At 60.1% G+C, this 20,059-nt stretch carries 15 protein-coding genes; 7 read left to right on the top strand and 8 right to left on the bottom strand.

Annotation, left to right across the window (positions count from 1 at the left end):
- Positions 1 to 141 precede the first annotated feature (141 nt).
- The 8 genes from C8264_RS21200 to C8264_RS21235 all read right to left on the bottom strand — a co-directional run bounded on the left by C8264_RS21200 (position 142) and on the right by C8264_RS21235 (position 11,935).
- Positions 142 to 1,017, bottom strand: coding sequence for a DUF58 domain-containing protein (locus tag C8264_RS21200; RefSeq protein WP_108462975.1), 876 nt, complete (start codon positions 1,015 to 1,017; stop codon positions 142 to 144).
- A complete protein-coding gene (locus tag C8264_RS21205; protein ID WP_108462976.1) occupies positions 1,014 to 2,039 on the bottom strand; it encodes an AAA family ATPase in 1,026 nt (341 codons plus the stop codon). Before C8264_RS21205 ends, C8264_RS21200 begins: the two co-directional genes overlap by 4 nt.
- A 57-nt stretch (positions 2,040 to 2,096) precedes the next feature.
- Positions 2,097 to 6,374 carry a VWA domain-containing protein gene (locus C8264_RS21210; protein WP_108462977.1) on the bottom strand — a complete coding sequence of 1,426 codons (4,278 nt, stop codon included), beginning with the start codon at positions 6,372 to 6,374 and terminating at the stop codon, positions 2,097 to 2,099.
- Position 6,375: 1 nt separating this feature from the next.
- On the bottom strand, positions 6,376 to 7,785 hold the full coding sequence (locus C8264_RS21215; RefSeq protein ID WP_162783830.1) for a hypothetical protein: 1,410 nt from the start codon (positions 7,783 to 7,785) through the stop codon (positions 6,376 to 6,378).
- A gap of 46 nt (positions 7,786 to 7,831) precedes the next feature.
- Positions 7,832 to 8,668 (bottom strand): substrate-binding periplasmic protein, encoded by an 837-nt coding sequence (locus C8264_RS21220; protein WP_108462979.1) that lies wholly within the window; start codon positions 8,666 to 8,668, stop codon positions 7,832 to 7,834.
- A gap of 92 nt (positions 8,669 to 8,760) precedes the next feature.
- On the bottom strand, positions 8,761 to 10,575 hold the full coding sequence (locus C8264_RS21225) for a pyrroloquinoline quinone-dependent dehydrogenase (protein ID WP_162783831.1): 1,815 nt from the start codon (positions 10,573 to 10,575) through the stop codon (positions 8,761 to 8,763).
- Positions 10,576 to 10,644: 69 nt separating this feature from the next.
- Positions 10,645 to 11,235 (bottom strand): c-type cytochrome, encoded by a 591-nt coding sequence (locus C8264_RS21230; RefSeq protein WP_162783832.1) that lies wholly within the window; start codon positions 11,233 to 11,235, stop codon positions 10,645 to 10,647.
- Between the two features lie 79 nt (positions 11,236 to 11,314).
- Positions 11,315 to 11,935, bottom strand: a complete 621-nt coding sequence (locus C8264_RS21235) for a hypothetical protein (RefSeq protein ID WP_162783833.1) — start codon at positions 11,933 to 11,935, stop codon at positions 11,315 to 11,317.
- Positions 11,936 to 11,994: 59 nt separating this feature from the next.
- Between C8264_RS21235 and C8264_RS21240 the strand changes: the two genes are divergently transcribed.
- The 7 genes from C8264_RS21240 to C8264_RS21270 all read left to right on the top strand — a co-directional run bounded on the left by C8264_RS21240 (position 11,995) and on the right by C8264_RS21270 (position 19,864).
- Complete coding sequence (locus tag C8264_RS21240) at positions 11,995 to 12,996, top strand: ABC transporter ATP-binding protein (protein ID WP_108462983.1); 1,002 nt, start codon at positions 11,995 to 11,997, stop codon at positions 12,994 to 12,996.
- Between the two features lie 16 nt (positions 12,997 to 13,012).
- The gene (locus tag C8264_RS21245; protein WP_108462984.1) at positions 13,013 to 13,813 is read left to right on the top strand and encodes an ABC transporter permease; all 801 of its coding nucleotides are present in this window, start codon (positions 13,013 to 13,015) and stop codon (positions 13,811 to 13,813) included.
- Between the two features lie 63 nt (positions 13,814 to 13,876).
- Entirely contained in the window at positions 13,877 to 14,677 is an 801-nt protein-coding gene (locus C8264_RS21250) for a substrate-binding periplasmic protein (protein WP_108462985.1), read from the top strand.
- 9 nt (positions 14,678 to 14,686) lie between these two features.
- Positions 14,687 to 15,304 carry a zinc metalloprotease gene (locus tag C8264_RS21255; RefSeq protein WP_108462986.1) on the top strand — a complete coding sequence of 206 codons (618 nt, stop codon included), beginning with the start codon at positions 14,687 to 14,689 and terminating at the stop codon, positions 15,302 to 15,304.
- A gap of 477 nt (positions 15,305 to 15,781) precedes the next feature.
- A complete protein-coding gene (locus C8264_RS21260; RefSeq protein WP_205245755.1) occupies positions 15,782 to 17,500 on the top strand; it encodes a DUF1800 domain-containing protein in 1,719 nt (572 codons plus the stop codon).
- A gap of 30 nt (positions 17,501 to 17,530) precedes the next feature.
- Positions 17,531 to 18,802 (top strand): DUF1501 domain-containing protein, encoded by a 1,272-nt coding sequence (locus C8264_RS21265; protein WP_108462988.1) that lies wholly within the window; start codon positions 17,531 to 17,533, stop codon positions 18,800 to 18,802.
- A 33-nt stretch (positions 18,803 to 18,835) separates the two neighbouring features.
- The gene (locus C8264_RS21270; RefSeq protein WP_162783834.1) at positions 18,836 to 19,864 is read left to right on the top strand and encodes an ABC transporter substrate-binding protein; all 1,029 of its coding nucleotides are present in this window, start codon (positions 18,836 to 18,838) and stop codon (positions 19,862 to 19,864) included.
- Positions 19,865 to 20,059 lie beyond the last annotated feature (195 nt).

Raw genomic sequence — 20,059 nt, forward strand, 5'->3', positions numbered from 1 at the left:
TACGGCTCAATCCGCCGTACCTGTGCCGGCGACAACCAAAACAGATCACTCATGGCAAGGCCTCCCTGCAGCAGTGAATCAGATCATCGCCACCCTGGGAATCCCCTTAATGGGTCCTGAGCCTAGGCCGCTCGTGGGATCTCAGGAGATAACTCCCGAGGCCCGAAGTGTCCTGAGACAGAAGTCAGGCAGGTCCGCATCAGTACTCACGCGTAAATACTGCCCACCCCACCGTAAAAATTGCGAACGCAGCTGCTCTGATCTCTCAGCATAGGCCGCTTTGTACTCTTGGAGGGTTAGTTCATTGAGAACCAGCTCATACAGCTCGTCCGTTTCGGCATCGACCAAGTGGTGTAACCCCTCTCCAAAATCGGACGGATCAATCTCGTCCGGCGATTCTATGTGAAGAGCGAGGAGCTGGTGGTTGTGCTCCGCCAGGGCCAAAACTGCCCGGCCAATATCGTCGGCCCACCAGTCGCTGAGCACAATCAGCAAACTCCCCGGGGGGATTTTGGTGGAGATCGACGCCAGTTCGGCTTCGAAATGCACGCGTCCCGAAGAGCTCTGGTCCGACACCCAGGCGAACAGCTCGTCGGCCCTGGAAAGGGCCTGCCATTTTGGAGACCACATCGTCTCGCCGGCTGCGACGACTGCAATGCGTACCACATCCCCCGCGGCCAGCCCGACGAATGCGAGTATCTGGGTGAGTGCCGAAGCAAGCGCGAGCTTCTTGCCCTCGCCTTGCAGCATCGACGCGCTGGAATCCAGAACGATCGTGATGGGCAGTTGCCGATCCTCGGCGTATTGGCGGACATAGTCCTGGCCCAGCCGGGCCCGGATCCTTGGATCGAGGCGGCGCAAGTCGTCGCCTTCACGATAGGGCCGGTGCGCGCTGAATTCCAATCCAACGCCGTGACTGCTCGATCGACGCTCGCCGGTGCCAATGGACGGCTTGGCCAAGTTCGGCAGGAATCGGGACCCTGCCAGCCGCTCAAGCAGGGCCGGGTCCGGCCTCACTTGGACATCCTGATGCTCGTTTCGAGGAGGTCCTCAAGCATCTTGTCGAGGCTTGCGCCCTCGGCGCGTCCCTCGAAGTTCAGGTGCACGCGGTGGCGCGTCGTGGGCAACAGCATGGCCCTCAGATCATCGAAACTGACATTGTATCGACCTGCGAGAAAGGCATGGCCTTTCGCCGCCAATACCAACGCCTGGGCTCCGCGCGGGCTGAGACCGAAACGAAGGAAACGCCGCACTTGCGCAGGTGCCTCGGCGGAATGGGGCTGGGACATCAGTGTGAACTGAGCGACCGCCTGCCTTACATGGTCGGCAAGAATTATCGAGCGCACCAGCATTTGGCTATCGATGATGTCCTGGGCAGTCAGTACGGTTTCGACCTGGGTGGTTTCCGTACCGGTGGTGGCGGCGAGAATGTCTGAAAGCACGTTGATATCTGGAAACGGCAGGTCAACCCGCAACAGGAAGCGGTCGATCTGTGCCTCGGGTAACATGTAGGTGCCGTCCATCTCGATCGGGTTTTGGGTCGCCAGAACAAAGAACGGTTCGGGCAGGCGCATCGTGGTGCCACCCGCGGAAACGGTCTGCTCCTGCATGGCTTCGAGCAGTGCCGACTGGGTGCGTGGCGTCGCCCGGTTTATTTCATCGGCGAGCAGCATCTGGGTGAAAACCGGCCCCTGCTGGAACACCAGCTGCGGCCGCCCGGATACATCGGGTTGGAGCACCAGGCTGCCGGTAATGTCGGCCGGCATGAGGTCGGGGGTGAACTGAACACGCGCAAAGGACAGTCCGGTCGCGCCGGCAATGGTGCGCACAAGCAATGTCTTGCCAAGACCGGGTAGGCCTTCCAGCAGAACATGACCGCCGCAGGCAAGGGCAATGGCCAGGTGCTCGACGGCATTGGTCTGACCCAGCACCACTTTTCCCACTTCATCGACCGTGCGGCGAAGCCCCTTCACCAAACGATCCATCGACGCGGCATTGATCTGCGATCCTGCTTCCGGGCTGGGCACGATAGCGGACATCAAAGCGTTCCTTCCGAAAATCGGAGATTAAATGCTGGTCTATTTTTCATGGTTTCATCATCCCCGTCGGCGCTGCAAAGGCAAGTAGCGTAGGCCGAGATCGAGCAAGAACATCGTCAGCGCCAACAAGGCCCAGATCGGCGTGGCCGGCACCTGGGTCCAGCGCGCAGTGCCGGGAAGCAGCAGTTCGTCCAGCGATGACACGACGCGCCCGCCGGTCGCCGCAGCGAGAGCGATAAACTCATCTGGCTCCGGGCTGAACAAGTCGGAATAGCTGACAGAAACCTGAGCTTGGCGCGTTTGGTCATCCGCAGTGATGGCAACCGCATAGGAGCCGGATTGGCTCGCGATAAACGTGCTGCTGAAGATGCCCGGGGAGATTTCTTGCAGGGTCAGGTCCGAGACATCGGGTGCGCTATCCTCGCTCGTCTTGGTCAGCGTTGCCGTCACCAAGGCATCCGGCCGGGTCTGCCCTACCGGGTCCCGCGCTTCTACCCGCACCATAACCTCGTCCCGGCGACGGTCCAGGTCGAGTACCAAGCCTTCCGTGCGCGATGCAGTCAGGACGTTGTGCACCACTTGGTTGATCAGCCGGGGATAGGCGGCGCTTGCGAGCGCTTGTTGGCTCCAGACCCCGGCAGCGTGGGTGGTCAGGGCGAACACTTCGCCATTGCCATAGCGCCAGCTCGCCAGCAGCGGCATCATTTCCCCCTCGCGATCGGGCACGACCAGCGACAGATCAGCTGTGTCTTTTGCCGTGGTCAGAACAAAACCACCGATGGGTGGCAGGGGCCCGGAAATGGGTAGGAGGTCGGGCGCAGGCGCTTCGGTCCATTGCGGCTGGGCAAGGCCTTCTTCGATGGGGCTGCCCGACAGCAGCATGGCCTCCTGCGAGAGAATAGCGGGCAGGGCCTGGAAATCGGTGGTGGCATGGAAGCTGCCGCTTCCGACATTGGCGATGCTCCTCAGGCCGGTGACGTCAGCACCTTCGCCAATCGCCACAGCGGATACTGTGATCCCTTCTTGGCCGATGGCATCCATGATTGCTTCGACGTCGCCGGGCGTCGAGAGGCCATCGGTCATCAGCACAATATGGCGTGCCGGCGCCTCGGCGCCCTCCAACTGACGAAAGCCCTCGACAAGCCCGGGCACGATCGCAGTGCCGCCACCGGCATCGATGGTGTTGATCGCGCTCTGGATGGCTACGGCATTGGATGCGGGTTGGAGGGGCAAGGGGACCTGCGCCTCCGAATCGAAGACCACGATGGCGACCTGGCTGCCTTCGCCCAAAAGGCCAATCGCGGCGTGGGTCGCCTGCTTGGCAATTTCGAGCCGCGTCGACTCGCCGACCTTCTGGCTCATGCTGCCCGAGCGGTCCAGCACGAACACCAGCCCGGCTTCAGGCGCGTCGCGCGGGACTTTGCTGGAGAGTGGGGAGATGCGCTCAAGGGGGGTTTCCAGATAGCCGCCGGGACCAAAACTGTTCTCGCCGCCGAAAATGACGAGGCCCCTTCCATGTTCGGCAACGGACTGCTCAAGCAGCAATTGCTGGCGCGTATCGAGATCGACGGCAGGAACGTTGGCGAGCAGGATCGCGTCATATTCGAGATACTGTGCCAGTTGCCAAGGTGCGCGGCGCGGCTCAAGTACAGTGGTTTCCATGTTTCGGGCATTGAGCAGGCTGGCCAGCACTTCCCCCTGCTGAAGCTGGGGCGTGAGGATCAAGATGCGTGCGTTTGGCTGCACTTCCGTAATGAGGCTTGTCGTGTTGTTTTCGGTCATGCCATCGTCGCTATCAAGCGTCAGGCTGATCACTTCGCCGGTCCCGGCGGCATCGGGGATGACCGTCTGCAAACGGTTATAGCCGGGACGCAGCGCAACGACCTGCGCCGTCACATCCTCGTCGCCGCGCATTATGCTGAGCGTCGCGGTCCGGGCAACATCGCTGAACGCGATTGCGGTTACCGGAATATTGTTGCCCACAAGGACACGCCCCGCCTGTTCAAGATTGAGCAGCGCTACCTGGTCGTTCGGCTCGACCTCCGCGACGACATCGACCGCGATATTGCGGGCCACGAGTTCGCGCAGGACGCTTGAAACATCGCCTATTGTCTCGCGGCGGGGAGGAATGAGCGCGATGCGTGCTGGCTCGCCGGGCGGCAGCATGGCCGCGCCTAGGCGCAAGGCTGCCTCGACGTTTGCCGCAGAAGCGGCAGGGGAAAATGTCGTCGGCATTTCCCCTAGATCGGTATCGATAAGGGGAGTGGCATCGGCGGTCACGAGGCCGAGAGACAAATCCTCGAAGCGCCCGCTGGTGACTGCCGCTCCGTTCCAGTCCGGGCTGATGGCGACGAGATTACGAGTGCTCGTCCAATAGGGCAGCGTCACGTTGAACAGGGCAAGGGCAACGAAGCCCTTGGTCAGCAGGTGCGGCAGGAACTGGCCGAGACTCCAACGGCGGCGTGCAGCAACGCTGGCAAGGGACGTGGAGCGCCGCCTCGTCCACCATGCCTCGATGACTAGAAGCAGCAGCGCTAGGATCAGAAGCCCAGGCCAAGCCTCCCATGTCGCCCCTCCCAGGATCGCTTCGGTATTGTCGGCGAGGGGACGAGAGACATCTTCGCTTTCGCTAGCGGCGACAGCATTGACGGGGATGTCATAGCCGGTGGCTCCAGCGCCGATGCGATAGATGCCGGGCTGGGTAGGAACAAAAGCAGGCGCTCCGTCCTGCGTTTCACCCCAAGCTTCAATCAGTTGCCCCGACGGCGCTTGCAGGAGGCCTTGCCGCAGTTCAGCATGGACCGCACAGGCCTGACCCACTTGGCAAGATGGTGGTTGTCTCGACCCCGGCGCAGGCCCAAGCCAACGCACCAGATTGCCGACGAAAACGGGAAAATCGGTGAGTTCCGGCCAATTCGAGTCTGCGGGCCGGAAGGCGAGGCGCAACTGGCGGCCGTGGTCCGTGTCGCGTGCGAGCAACAACGGCGCGCCATCGGCTTGCAGCAGTTCCTTCCATTCGCCATCTGAATCGTGGCGGAAGGCTTGGTTGATCTTCAGGGCTCCAAAGTCGATGCCGCGTGCCAGTTTGTGTTCGAAATCCCAGCGAGATGGCGCTGAGGGCTCGATAGGCTCCGTTGGAGGCTCGCTGGCCAAGCGTCCGGCCCCGACAAAAAGCACGTTTGTGTCGGGCTCGCGCGACAACTCGACGCCATCGGCAATGACCAGCCGGAACTGCTGCAGGTCTTCTGGCAGACCATCCGCTTCAAAGATGGCCACGCCATCTATGGCCTGCAGCGCCTTGAGCAATGGCGGATTGCCCTCGCCCAGATAGAGGACGGAAAACGGCTCCGGCTCGGACAGAATCCTGAAATGAACTTCATTGTCGAAAGTCGCGGCATCGACGGGCAAGCGGGCCGTCACCAGACCTGATTGCGGCAGATCGAGTTTCACGGAAAATGGGACGCGCTGCGGCCCCGCAGGGTCGCTTGGCCCCTCAGGCCCAACGATATCGAGCGTTCGCCAGACCAGCGGCTCGGCATTGCCAGGAGCGGTATATTCAAAGGTGAGGCTGGTGCTCTCGATGCCCGACAGCAGGACTTCGCCTTCGACGATAGCACTTGCCGTGCCGTCGGTGACATCCTCGGGCTCGCGCACTGCCGCTGTGAGGCCGGCATTGGCGGCTGGCGTCGAGAACCGGAACACATCCACACCCGCTGGCGGAAGTTCGGAAAGCCGCGTTTCACCGTCCGCCTCGCCGTCGGTGAAAAGGAGGATGCGCATTGCTTCGCCAGGCCTTATCAGTGGCTCGGCAATAGTCGCCACCGCATCCCAATCGGTACGTCCCGCACTCGGCGACAAGGCTCGCAGATAGGCGTCGGAAATCCGTGGATTGTTCTCGACTCGGGCGGCATGAAGCGTGGTTTGATGACCCGCGCTGATCAAGGAAAAACGCGGAACGGACTTGCCGTCAGTTGCGGAAAGCAGTGAACGGAGCCGCGCCGTTGCTGCTTCGAACCGGCTTGGCCGCACATCGGTCGACTGCATGCTGGCAGAGGCATCTACAACCACGAGCCAATGTTCTGGAGCGGCATTGCGCATCCAGAAGGGCTGGGCGAGGGCCAGGACCAGTGCCGTCAAGATCGCCAGCTGGAGCAGAAGCGAAGCGGAGATTTTCGGCCAATGCCAGTTTGCTTTCGTCTTGGCGCCGCTGGTTGCGATCACCTTCCAGAGCTGAAGGCTTGCGACCGTCTTCACCCTCTGGCGTCGTGCGTGCAGCAGGGCGATAGCGACGCCAAACAGCAGCAGCGAGAGAAAGGCGGGCGCAGCAAACCCCATGCTATAGACCGCTCGTCATCGGGGCATCGTTTTCGACGAAATAGCGCGCGACGATGGTGCGGTCGGCCGGACTAATCGCGGTTCGAAACACTGGGAGCAGGGGCCGATTATCGTCCTCAACGCCGGCGGCGGAGCCCACCGTTCCGTCCACATCGGTGAAGGCTTGTTCCGGCGCCACCTCGATGCGGATCAGGTTGCCCGGGCGCGAAGCATCGGACGACAACGTCATTTCGGCACCAAAACCTGGCTGCGTGGTTTCAAGCTGTGCTTTACTTAACGGCTGGCTGCCCAGGCCAGCGGTGGTGCTGGCCCCCTCATCGGCATTGACCGAAGCACCGGCTGGACTTGCCGAAAGCAGTTTGCCGGGATCGAGCGGCCTTAGTTCGAACTGGTTGAGGGGTGGCATGGATGTTCCTGCCTGGCTAAGGTCGTCGGCCGGCAGAAGCGGTCCGGCCGTTGCTCCGGCTCCGGCTTCTGCGAGGAAATCTTGCAGCGCTTCGGCGCTGCGCAATGTCGGGTCCGAAGCGGTGGGGTCCCATTCGTCCGGCAGCGGAACGCTTCCAGCCGCCGGGCTGGTCGCCGCGAGCATCGCAGAGGTGGCTTGACGTTCCAGACCTGCCGACAGGGCCGCAAAATTGCCAGTATCGGGAGGGAGCCAGCCGGGCCGCGATGAGCCATAGGCTGCCGCTGCATGGTCGAGCAGACCTTGAAGCTTTTCGGCACGTTCAGCGGAAGCCATGTCTGGCGCTGCCTGCGCGAACTGATCGAAGGAATTGGCAACAGCCTCCAGATAGGGTTTGTCGAGCCTCGCGGCATCCGCCGCGAGCAGACCACGAAGTTGCTCCACTTGATCGCCGGACAGATTCTCAGTCGGAGCTTGCTCCTCTACCGACCCGGATGAAGCCACGTCAGCGAGGGTGGGAGGGTCGTGACCCCGCAGGGCGATGGCGATCGACAGCGAGATGATCACCACAGCTGCAACGCCCATCACAACGCCGGGGATAGCGATCCGAAATCCGACAAGGCCTTCGCTATGCCCCGCAGCATCTTCCAGCAGCGACGGCCCAAGAAGGCCCAGGCGTTCGGGTGCCTGGTGCAGTAAGGGCTGGGCGCTGCTCAGGCGCTCCGCATTGCCAAATTGAAGGTCTGCTCGACGCGCGATCTGCTCGCTTCGCGGCGCGCGCAACCAAAGGATTATGCCTGCTGCCGCGATAGCCAGCAATGTGGCTAAAGTGGCAAGTCCCAGAGGCTGATCAAGCGCCCCAAGCAGCGTCCAACCGTTGGTGGCGCCAAGCGCGAAAAGAACGGCAGACAAAGTGGCCGCAACAAATAGCACAACCTCAACATGGTAGCGGACACGTACGCTCTCTATTCGGCTGATCAGCGCCTGGGAACTTGCCGCGCCAGTCATTTGGCCTTTCGTCGTGCCGTGGGCCGGCATGCTGTCCATCATCCCACTACGGATTTGCGGGATGGAATGCCGCGTAACGTGCCGCCAGGGTTCCGTCCGTTTCCAACTGGGTTATAGCCTGGTCCAGCGAGGAACGGATGAAGTCGTCGCGGGAGCGCACGGCAATTCCGATTTCACGGTCGGGGAGCGGCACGATGCCATTGGAGACGATGGAAAGACCCGTCGAGTCGATGCCGGGGTGGCCGATCCAGGGCTCCCAGACAATAGCGGCCTCGACACTGAGGTCCTGCAACCTTTCTAGCTGCAGCAGGGTCGTCGGATAGGGGATACGACGATAGCGCTGCGCTTGGGGCTGGGTCTGGCGATAGGCATCGAACATGATGTCGCCAGTGGTCAGCGTTTGTGTCGCGACCTTGGCTTGCGCCGGAAGAGCACCGAGATCGGCGTATTCGCCATCTCGAACCACCGCCACATAGGGCGCGGTCAGATAGGGACGGGTGAGGTTCATCCAGGGCGGATAGACGCCCGGAGCCAGTTCCATACCCATGAATGCGTCGCACTCATTGGTGAGCATGATAAAGAGATCTTCGAACGAGATGGGGATGGTATCGAGGCCGGGAACCACAATCGGCGGCTCGACGTCGTAGAATTCCACTTGCAGAAAAAGGCTGTCACCCAGCAGCTGCGCGATCTCTCGATCATAAGCACCGCTGGCGGAGCCTCCATAGACGCAAAAGCGGATGGTATCGCCGTCCAGCAGCGTCTCGCGGTCCAGAAAATCCGTGGAGATGCTAGGCAAATCAAGGGTAACGGCCTGCGCGGCAGGGACCCCGGCGAGAACGCCGAACACCGTGACCAGCCGGGACAATAAACGATTGAGCATGGTCACTCCTTCCGGCGATCATCGGGCCGGGCCGGTCGCCGGACGGCGATGCAGGCGGGACAAATCCCGCCTGCGGATTTCAGTGGTCAGCCTTAGTTGCTGGCAGTTTCGCCCAGACCTTCAGGCAGAGCAAACACGTAGAGCATGTTGCCGCCGGTCGGCACCCGGATTTCGGGTGTCATGGAGGTGTAGGACAGCGACGAGCCAGCAGGGATCGCCACAAACTGACGACCGTCAGCCTCGTAGGAGATCGGGAAGCCAGTCGCACGGTTGTTCAGCACCTGTTCCCAAAGCACATCCCCGGTGGTGGCATCGAATGCACGCAGACGACGGTTATCGTCCACTGCAAACACCAGGTTGCCGCCGGTGGTCAGAGCAGAACCCGGGAAGCCCGCGCGCTGGTCGAACTTCCACATGGTTTCTCCCGTTGCCGCATTGATAGCGGTGAAGCTGCCGACATTGCCATCAGCCGATTCTGCGATGCTCGGGGTAGAACGAGCCGACCCGTGGTGTCCACCAACGGTGGGCTGCACTTCGTTGAGAGTGAAGTTCATGCAGGTGTTATTTAGCGGAGCATAGATGGCGTTGGTGTCCGGGTTGTAAGCGGTCGCCTGCCAGTTGATGCCGCCCAAGAGGTACGGACATATGAACACTTCTTCGCCGATTGCCGAGCGCACTTCCGGATTGACGAGGCCAATACGCTTTTCAGCATCGACGCCGAGGAGCACGTTCTGTTCAACCGTGTCGCGAGCCCAGAGGAAGTCGCCGGTTTCAGCATCGAGGGTCCAGACCACGCCGGTCTTGCCCGGAATGCCGGTAATGACCTTGCGGGTCACGCCGGTTTCGAGGCCCGGAGCGATCCAGTCGACTTCATCGGCGTTCGGGGTCACGTCGGTTTCGACGATCAGACGAGCAAACGGATGGTCAAGGTCCCACTGCTCGTTGGGCATGTGCTGGAAGTGCCACTTGATCTCGCCGGTTTCAGCGTCGAGAGCCAGAGTGGAGTTGGTATAGAGCACGTCGCCATCCTCGGTACCGCGCTGGTCGGAGCCCCACGGAATCGGCACCGCGATACCGTAATAGATGGTCTTGGTGTCAGGATCGTAAGCGCCTGCATTCCAGGCGGAGCCACCATAGCGGCTTTCGAGCGGCACATCGCCCCAGGTTTCGTCGCCAGGCTCCCCTGGACGCGGAATGGTATAGGTGCGCCACAGTTCTTCGCCACTAGTCACGTCGTGAGCGGAAATCCAGCAGCCACCCGGATTGATGTGGTAGCAGCCAGACATGCCAGCGACGATCTTGCCGTCGGCGATGATTGGGCCACCCGAATAGTGGTGACCAACCTGCCAATCGCCAACTTGGTGTTCCCAGGCGACTTGGCCGGTCTTGACATCGAGTGCCACGAGGAAGGCGTCATGGGTGCCCATGATCAGCTTGTCTTCATAAAGCACGGCGTTGCGGTTACCGCAGGCAAGCGATGCCGGATGTTCGACGACTTCGCGGCGGTATTCCCACAGCAGATCGCCGGTGGTGGCGTCCACCGCCTGGGTGAAGTTACAGGTCTGCATCAGGAACATAACGCCATCATGCACGAGGGGCGTCATTTCCTGGCGACCTGGCTCAAGCGTCCAGGACCATGCCAGATCGAGCTGGTCTACGTTCTCATCATTGATCTGGCTTAGGGGACTGTGGCCCCAGTTTGCATAATTGCGGCGCCACATGGTCCAGTCGGCGTCAGCCGGGCTCTGGAGATCCTCATCGGTAACGGCCGAGTAGCTTTCCAGCAGCGCGTTGTTAGGCGCAGCGGCAGATGCCGCTGGGGCCTGTTGCGCCAGTGCCGCCGGCGAAAAACTCGCCGCTACAGCAATGGACGCAAGCAGGCCAATGCCCACTTTCGTTAAACTCATAACAATCCTCCACTTCATGAAATTGGCTGGGGCTTTGACCCTGCTTAAAAGCATCCCGTTAGCCGGGCTTTATTTCGCCGGCGCTGCGAAAGTGATTTCCGCAAGAGCCGCTTCGTCGGCAGGCAATTCGGTATCGCCCGCGGGAAAGGTATTGGTTTCGAGAATTTGAGCCAAAAGATTGGCGTACTGCTTTTCCGTGAGACTGCCGGGGTTATCCGCAGGCATGCGGTGCAGCGCGGCCATCAGTTCGCTCAAAGGCTTGCCGGTCCAGTAGGAGGTGAACGGGAAGCCCGACAGCGGAGGTGCATTGCCGCTGCCCTGAAGCTTGTCACCGTGGCAGGATGCACATGCCCGTGCGTAGACGGACTCGGCGGCGTCAGCTTGTTCTTCGGTGTAGATCCCGCTGGCCGTAGTCAGTCCTTCTACAGGAGCAGCTTGTTCGCTTTGACCCAGACTCGGCGCCGCAAGCCCTAGGGCTAAGAAGACAACCCCCGCACACGGTACGACAGAAAAGCTAAACACTTTAAACAATGCATATTCTCCAACTGGCGCGCTGGGATTGCGGGCCAGCGTTGTAAATCGCCGCTCCAAATACGGGCCGGACGGCCCCTCAAATACGACTCTGTCGAGAAGCGTATCGCACCGACCGAGGCGCGACAAGGTCACCTCATAAGACTTTCGGAGGATGTCGGCGCGTCGTAGATATGAGCGGCAGGATTTCATCCGCCGCCCTTCCAAATCAGTTCGATGCGTCTTTTGCCGCAGCGGTCAGGTCATCGCAGTAGATCATGTACGAACCATCTTCCATGGTAACTACCGCTAGGACGTTCTCGAGTTGGCAGGTTTCAGTGATCTGGGCGCTCAGCACCTCGTTGTCCGAGAGGGAGCGACGCAGCTCCCGGATGCTCTCGGCATTAGTCTCCACTGCCGACGTCAGGTCATCGAGGTTTTCGGCGGCGTCGGGTTGTACTGTCGAAAGCATGATGACTGTAACGCCGGCGCCCTCGCCGACACCGCTAAAATCAGTCTGGTTTTCTCCAGCTCCGCCAATGATAGTAATGACGGAGCTTAGTCCTGCCGTTCCTGAGGCGTTGTTTGCTTCCGTCGTGGCAACAGGGGCCTGTTGGGCGACACCGACTGCTGGAGCAGCCATGACTAATCCTGAGCACAGGATCATTGCACTAACGAATTTCATAGTTGTTCCTCCATTATTCATCTCTGGGACGAACGCTTGCTGCACCGCAAAGTTGCCTGGTGGGCTCCCGTTTACCAGCGCTTTTTTACCAGCAGTTTTTCGACTCCCCGCCGCCCACAGCGGCAACCTGTTAGAAATGGAGAGTGTCGGTTTGCCAAGTAGCATCTCTCGGTCTAGGCTTGTGCAAGAGCCTGAATGGCTCGTGCAGGAAGGGTATAGAAAGAGTGCAAGCAGAGGAGGCGATCTATTCAGAGCCGGCAGTCCGATTGCGCAACATCACCAAGCGATATGGTGAAACCCTGGCGCTGGATGCAGTAAATCTCGACATTGCCGCCAACCAGGTAGTTGCCCTTCTTGGCCCTAACGGCGCCGGCAAGACCACACTGCTGCACATCCTGTGCACCATCCTGCAGCCCGATAACGGCGCCGCGGAAATTTCAGGCTTCGATATCCTTCGCCAGCCGCTCAAGGCCCGCAAACATCTTGGCGTGGTGTTTCAGGAACCTAGCCTGGACGACCGGCTGAGCGTCTATGAAAACCTCGACTTCCACGGGCTTGTCTATCAGGTTCCCTGGCGCTTGCGGCGCCAGCGCATCGACGAAGTCCTGGCGCTGGTGGAACTCGAAGAGTGGCGAGAGGAAATGGTGCGGTCCCTGTCCTCGGGGATGAAGCGACGCCTGGAAATCGCCCGGGCGCTGATTCACGATTCGCGCGTCATTCTGCTGGATGAACCCACTGTCGGCCTCGATGTCCAATCCCGCGCCCGGATCTGGGAATATCTAGGATACCTGCGTCGTACCCGCGAAATCACAGTCATTGTCACCACGCACTACATCGATGAGGTGGAGGAGTGCGATGAGGTTTGCATTATCGATAAGGGCACCATTTTAGCCCAGGGCAGTCCCCAGGCGCTCAAGCAGACTCACGGCCGGCAGGTCTTGCGAGTAACGCCGCGCGATCAAGCCGCGGATGCTGAGATTGTGGCGCTTTTCCCTGACGCTATTCGCAACAAGTCAGATCAGTTGCTGCTGCAATCGGCCAACCCGCAGATGATCGACGATTTCCTACAGCAGTTTGGCACCAGGGTTCGCCAACTCGATATCGACACGGCCAGTCTGGAAAGCGTTTTCCTGTCCCTGACCGGCCGGGAATTGCGCGACAAGCCGGCAGACGCGCGCGAGAAGACCTTCGCCTTCGGCCGGCGCGGCGGCGACTTCAAACGCTAGGCATAAGGGTATCCGCATGGGGCTGCTTGGCGGGCTTTACGCAATATGGCTGCGAGAAGTGAAACGGGCGCTGCGCGACCGGGGACAGCTGATCGGCGGGGTCAGCCGCCCGCTGCTCTGGGTGCTAATTATGGGCATCGGGCTCAATCCCTATTTCCGGGGCGAAGTCTATGGCGAAGTGCAGTTCGTCGTGCCATACACCTACCTGCAGTTCATTTTCCCAGCCGTAATCGTGCTCAATATCATGTACACTTCCGTGCAATCGGCGGTGTCGCTGATCTGGGACAGGCAGTTCGGCTTCCTGCGCGAAGTGCTGGTTTCACCCATGCCGCGAAGCCTGGTCCTGCTGGGCAAGATATTGGGCGGCTCGACTGTTGCGATGCTGCATGGATGCCTGGTTCTGGCCTTGGCGCGCTTTGCCGATGTCACGCTGTCCTGGTTCGATGTGCTTCAGGCGCTTGGCCTGATGTTCCTTCTTTCTTTCGCGCTGACCTCGTTTGGCGTCATTATCGCCAACCGGATAAGGACCTTCGAGGGTTTCGGCGTTTTTTCCAATGCTGTGATCCTGCCGCTCTATTTTACGTCCAGCTCGGTCTTTCCGCTGGATCCCGCCCTGACACGGGCACAGACGCGGGTAGTCTATCCCGAATGGCTGGTCACCTTGGTAGAGATCAATCCGGTCACCTATGCCAATGACGCATTACGCGGCGTACTTCTCAACTTCAATCAGTTCGACCCGCGGTTGGGACCTGTCGTTCTGGTCGTGCTGGCGTTGGTGTTTTTCGCGATTGCGCTTTGGGAGTTCCGAAAGGCCTGAGCCGTGACCAACTCCCCCAACCACTCCGGCACAAAACGACCTAGGCGAAAAACGCGTTGGTTCGTGTCAGGCGATCTGCTGACCTTTGCCATGGTGTTCGGGCTCATGGGCGCGGTCTATCTCCTGCCGTCGGATACTTCCCTGGCCGAGGTGCAACGCACCGGCAATCTGAAGGTCTGCATTCCGCCCAGCTATCCGCCGTTGGTGACTGCAGATCCCGCCGAGCCCGGCTACGATGTCAGCCTGCTCCAGGAACTGGCCAGGCGCATGGACCTGCGCCTTTCCCTAACGCAAAACCCTCAAATGGGCCGCGACTTCAATCCGCGCAATTGGCGCGTGACGCGCGCGCAATGCGAGATCCTGGCAGGCGGGGTCATCACCTCGCTGACGACGCAATCGTTTCTCGAAACCATCAGCACAGAGGTTGCCACAGGCTGGGCCGTGGTACTCAAGCCCGGCGCAAGCCTTCAGCCGGATATGCAGGTGGGCGTTTTGCCCGGGCTCGGTGGGCTTGACCGGCTTGGATTGAGCAGCTACTTGCGGGCCAATGGCGCGCAGGGAGTGTTGCGCCCGACGCTGGATGCTCTGGAAGCGGGTCTCGTAGAAGACGAGTTTAAGGTGGTGGTGACGGAAGCCTTGGGAGCCGGGCAACTGATTTTGCGGCATCCCGATTGGCAGATTGCCTGGCTGACCAACTCGCTCGATCGTTTCAATCTCGGGCTCGGCCTTTGGAAAGGCGACCTGACGCTCAAGCGCGCGGTGGTGGATGCGCTGTCCTCCATGGAAGGGGACGGGACTCTCGATGCATTGCGGCAGCGATATGGCATAGTTCCCATCGACGCCGTAGCCGACTTTTCGTCCTAGGAGCAGTTTATGGCTCTGCTCAACGAGCTGACCCTCACCCTCATCTTCACCCGCATCCTGGCCTTCCTGATCGTCGTGGGGGTGCACGGTTTCGCGCTGGCGGGACTGTTGCGGCTGATGGGCGACCTGACCCCGCGATATACCGGCCGGCTTACGCTCAGCCCTGCCCCGCATACGCATATGCTGGCTCTGGTCATGGCCATCCTTTTCGAGATGTTCTGGATCAACCCCATCAAAACCCAGCCAGAAAACCTGCGCTGGGGATGCTGGTCGCTGGTGCTGGCAGCCTTGGGCGCACTGCTGGTTACGCTGGCCCTGGTACCGATCCTGCTATCTTTGCATCAGTTGGTGGTCGTCAGTCTTCCGCGGAACCTCGCGTTGACTACGATCACTGCCCTCCAGCAAATCGAAGACATTGCGATCTGGTTCGTGGCGCTCAACTGGCTGCCATTGCCGCTCTTGACCGGCGCCATGTTTGCGTTCGCCGTGTGGCCCAAGCTGCAGCGGATCTACACGCGCTACCAGAGCCTTACCATGGGATTGCTGCTTGCAGCTTTGGTTACAGGCCTGCTCGACCCGGCCATACGCCCCCTTCACGACTGGCTCACCGGCTGGCTCATTACCTAGCTCGGTGCCGTCCCGGTTTGGGCGAGTGGACGAGGGCAGTAGCCCAGCATTGAGATACCGGCACTCTCGTCTACCGATTTTTGATCCGTTGGGAATGGCACTGCTCAAGAAACGCCTGACCCAATCCTTTGTCTTGGATGGTGCGCATTGCCGGTAAGCGTGGACGACGAATGTCGGCTGCTAGCCCCGAACGGCAGGCACAGGGTCGAGGGCCGACCGGCACCACCGGGGTTGTTTGCTGAATGTCCGTTTCTCGGAGCGTACATCAGAAAGCAGATTTCGGCGGTGGCTAATTCGGAGTAAAATTGGCTACTTGCCCTGCTTGATTCGTCATACGCTGATATTCGTCTGGATTGTCATGACGCATAGGTGGCGTCTATCGCCACGATAGAGTGTTTGTCCGGCTAAGAGGCTGTCCCTTTACGACCGAATTCCTTAACATGTTAGCTTAGGGAGCTGGGGGAAGCGTTGACCGGGTTGGCCAATATCGAAAATCTGCTGCCTATCACCGGCACTGAATGGACGTACGAGTTTGCGGCACATCTGCTGGAGCGCGTTGGCTTTGCCGGGACGCCGGCGGAGATCGAGGGCTTGGCCGCGATGGGCCCTCAGCAGGCGGTCGAGAGTCTTGTTAATTATGCCGCAATCGACGACAGCGATCTGCCAGCGTTTGAAGAATCGGGGTTCTGGGATGACGGCCTGCTGACCTCGACCTATACCCGACCCGCAGCAACCATGCGGGCCGAGCGGACGGGTGAGGCCATGGGGGTGAAGGTCAAGCGAAGCGGGACGCGGCCTTTGCAGACGGTCACAAATCGCTGGTTCTACTGGCGCCGGGCCTCGGTTCTGGAGGCGCGGCGTCTGGCCTTCTGGTGGACCGACCGGATGCTAAGAACGCCACGTCCGCTCGAGGAGAAAATGACGCTGTTCTGGCACGGTCATTTCACCTCGAGCCATGAAAAGGTGCGGGACTATCGCAAGATTCAGCAGCAACTTGGGACGTTGCGGCGCGGGGCGACTGGCAACTTCCGCGATCTTTTGCTTGCCCTCTCGCGCGATCCCGCAATGCTGCTCTATCTCGATGCCGCCGAAAACGTTAAGGGCGCGCCAAATGAGAATTTCGGTCGAGAGGTCATGGAACTGTTCACCTTGGGAGTGGGCAATTACACGGAAAATGACATCCGCGAAGCGGCTCGCGCTTTCACTGGATGGACCAATAACGACCTCGAATTTGTGATTGACGAAGCCAAGCACGACGACGGGGAAAAGACCTTTCTCGGCCGAGCCGGACGGTTCCGGGGCGAGGATATTCTGTCGATCATCCTCGAGCAGAAGCAGACTGCGGAGTATATTGCAACCAAGCTCTACAGCTTCTTTGTACGGGACGATGTGCCCGACGGGTTCCGCGAAAGGCTCGGCGCGCTGCTGCGCGACAACAATTACGAGATCGCCCCGTTCCTGAAGACGATCTTTCTCTCTAAAGATTTTTACAGCACCGCCTCTTTAGGCAGCCACATCAAGTCGCCGACCGAGCTCATTGTTTCGTCCTATCGGCGGCTGGGTGTACGGGAGCTGCCGGGGGTGCCCGACCCCTATAGCGTTGGGAAGGTGCTGGGGCAGATCCTGCTCGATCCACCTACGGTAGCAGGCTGGGCGCAAGGCAGGGCGTGGATTACGCCCGGCCTGCTGTTCGAGCGGGCCAATTTCGCGCGGGAAGTGCTATTCCCGGACTTGATGGAGTTCAAGGACCCCAACCTGGATCCCGGAGAGCAGGTGCGGAAGGTGAACCGGAATATCCGTGCCGGCATGGACATGACAGCAGCGTCGATGGAGGAAGGCGCCGCGCCCAGCAGGTCTGCCGGCATCCAGGAGACGTTCAACACGCGCTATGGCAGCCTGATCGGCTGGCAGGAGGCTATGCGCAAGCTGAAGCCCATTTCACGCCGGGCCGCGCAATTCAATCTGAGTGAAATCGTCTCCGAGGCAGGCGCGACCACGACAACCCAGGCGGTTCAAGTCCTAACCCGGCAATTACTCACGGTACCTCTGTCGGCGACGACGGAAGAAGCGCTGGTTCGAATGTTGGATGAGGAGTTGGGCACAAGCTTGCTCGCGGAAGCAGAGAGCTACATGGAACACGGGCTGCGCATGGCCGCCCATCTCATCATGAGCGCACCCCAATACCAATTTGCATGACAATTTCACTGAGACGGCCTGGAGACTAGAATGGCCAAGACCCCAAGGGCGACCAGCGGCGATCGCAAAAACCTGCTGCGAGAAGGCTTCGGCAGCGTGATCCTGAATAGATCGGGCGGCATTTCCACATCGCCAGTCTGGTCGAATGTGGCGGAGGCCCACGCCGATGCCAGTGACAAGATCCTGGTGATCGTGGAGTTGTCCGGTGGCAACGACGGGCTCAACACCATCATCCCTTATGCCGACGACGCCTACTACAACGCACGTCCCCATCTAGGCATTCGCAGGGACAAGCTGCGCAAGATAGACGATCATTTCGGCATGCAGACGACCATGTCGGGGTTCGAACGGCTCTACAAGGATGGCCAGATGGCCATCGTGCATGGGGTCGGCTACGACCAGCCGTCCTTCTCCCATTTCTCCTCGATGGCATTCTGGCAGACTGGGGCGCCGAACAGCGGAGAAATGTATGGGTGGCTGGGCCGAATGGCAGACGCCATCGATCCATTGGGCCACAACACCAATTTCCTCGTCAATATCAATGACCACCAGTCACTGGCTGTGCGGTCAAAGGGCCATGTGCCGCTGGTGTTCGACAACCCGAAGGATTTCTCGCTTGGCGCCTTTCATGAAGAGGTCGAGGCCATCCGGTTGATGGGCATTCGCCCCAGTAATGCAACCCCCAACGCCATGCAGGATTTTGTGTTCGACGTGTCAGCGAGCGCCAGCAATTCCCAGCAATTGGTGCGTGAGGCCTGGAACGCTTACACAACCCCGATCGATTACGGCCTGATCCCTTTTGGCCTGGAACGCGTCGCCGCGTTGGTGGCCGCGGACTTCCCGACCAAGGTCTATTATGTGCCGTATCGCAACAATGCGTTCGACACGCATATATATCAGTCCGACACGCATGCGCGGCTGTGGTCTTATACGTCCGATCACATCGCCGCCTTTGTGAAGGACATGGAGCGCCTGGGCCGCGGCGATGATGTCGTTGTGATGGTGTTTAGCGAGTTCGGCCGCCGGGTGGCCGAGAACACCGGGTTGGGTACCGACCACGGCACTGCAGGCCCAGCCTTCATCATCGGCAAGCCCGTTCTGGGTGGGCAGTACGGAGGTATCCCGAGCCTGACGGACCTCAATGAAGGAAACCTCAAATACACCACCGATTTCCGCCGAATCTATTCCACCCTGATCACGGGCTGGATGGGGCATGACCATCCATCAGCGGTGCTTCGAGACGAATTTGAACCGCTCGCGGTATTCGCGGGTAGGCCAGGAACACGACCTCAAGTCGGGTAATTACACATGACCACCAAAGGAATGAGCATTGATATGACCAGCCTTCGACATGTCGCTGCGGCTGCAGGCCTTTTTGCTGCAAGCTTACTGATGACCAGCGCCGCCTTTAGCCTTGACGAACTGCGGCTGGCCGTTGCCGATACCGAACTGAATCCTACGACGGACTCGGTGCTGACGCTGGCCGATAGTCTGGGTCTGTTCGAAAAGCACGGCCTAAAGATCAATTATGTCGCCCTGAGCGGCACCCCGCAAGCGGTCGCTGCGCTAAATTCCGGCGCGGTGGATCTGGCCCATATCAGCATCGACGCAGCCGTTCGGCTGCGCGCGGATAACAATTTGCCCATCCGCGGCATTGTCGCCGTCGGTTTAGGCATTCCATACCTGATTGCTGCCAAGGATGACGTGAAATCCGTAGAAGACCTCGTCGGTAAATCCTTCGCGATTGCCGACAATGGTAGCCTTGATCACACCCTGACCCAAACCGTACTAAACAGCATGGGTGTAGACACCAACGGCCCCAACTATGTCCCGGTAGGCTCGCCATCCGCGCGGGTGCAGGCTCTCGCAGCGGGCCGCGTGGATGCAACAACTGCGTCCTACGGTTCCTTCCTGCCGGTGGCGAACACACCGGGTATCCACGTCCTGGTAGCGCCCGAGGATTTCTACAAGGCAGCTCCGGTGCAGTCCAAGTTTGTGGCTGCACTAGAAGGCACGCTTACCGAAAAATATGACCCCGTTCAGCGCTTTGTTCTGGCATTGAATGAAGCGTCTCGGGCCTTTGCCGATGATCCCGCCAAATGGGTGGACTTTCTCGCAGCCGGTCGGGACGATCTGACACGCGAGGATCTCATCAAGACTGTGGACTCCCTTGAGGGTCGTTGGTGTGTGAACGGCTGCATGAACACAGACCTGCTGCAAGTGACAATGAAATTCCTCTATGAAGGTCCGGACTTTGCAGGAGTTAAAGCGATCTCGTTGGACGATATCGTCGACTTGCGCTTCATAGCTGGAGCAACTGAGCAACTTGGTGCATATCGGCCCGGTGGGCTCGACGCGCTCTGATATGCAGGTGGCGACCCGTCCATAGGCGCCTGCACCTCCCCATCGGTTCACAACGAGATGCCGAAAGGGCGGCCACCGGTGTGAGGCATCCTTCCATCGTTGAGGGCAAGGTGGAGAGAATCCAGCCTCCATCACTCAGCATGACTAAGGCGCTGATGGAGGAAAGATGGGCAGTACAAGTTCGTTATGCCGGAT

Origin of the sequence: Devosia naphthalenivorans, assembly GCF_003056355.1 — a bacterium.
Classification (GTDB): Bacteria; Pseudomonadota; Alphaproteobacteria; order Rhizobiales; family Devosiaceae; genus Devosia; species Devosia naphthalenivorans.

Coding starts and splice junctions, on each gene's coding strand:
- C8264_RS21235 (WP_162783833.1), bottom strand. CDS start 11,935: ATGCTACTTGGCAAACCGACACTCTCCATTTCTAACAGGTTGCCGCTG.
- C8264_RS21215 (WP_162783830.1), bottom strand. CDS start 7,785: ATGACTGGCGCGGCAAGTTCCCAGGCGCTGATCAGCCGAATAGAGAGC.
- C8264_RS21210 (WP_108462977.1), bottom strand. CDS start 6,374: ATGGGGTTTGCTGCGCCCGCCTTTCTCTCGCTGCTGCTGTTTGGCGTC.
- C8264_RS21255 (WP_108462986.1), top strand. CDS start 14,687: ATGGCTCTGCTCAACGAGCTGACCCTCACCCTCATCTTCACCCGCATC.
- C8264_RS21245 (WP_108462984.1), top strand. CDS start 13,013: ATGGGGCTGCTTGGCGGGCTTTACGCAATATGGCTGCGAGAAGTGAAA.
- C8264_RS21265 (WP_108462988.1), top strand. CDS start 17,531: ATGGCCAAGACCCCAAGGGCGACCAGCGGCGATCGCAAAAACCTGCTG.
- C8264_RS21220 (WP_108462979.1), bottom strand. CDS start 8,668: ATGCTCAATCGTTTATTGTCCCGGCTGGTCACGGTGTTCGGCGTTCTC.
- C8264_RS21205 (WP_108462976.1), bottom strand. CDS start 2,039: ATGTCCGCTATCGTGCCCAGCCCGGAAGCAGGATCGCAGATCAATGCC.
- C8264_RS21225 (WP_162783831.1), bottom strand. CDS start 10,575: ATGAGTTTAACGAAAGTGGGCATTGGCCTGCTTGCGTCCATTGCTGTA.
- C8264_RS21270 (WP_162783834.1), top strand. CDS start 18,836: ATGACCAGCCTTCGACATGTCGCTGCGGCTGCAGGCCTTTTTGCTGCA.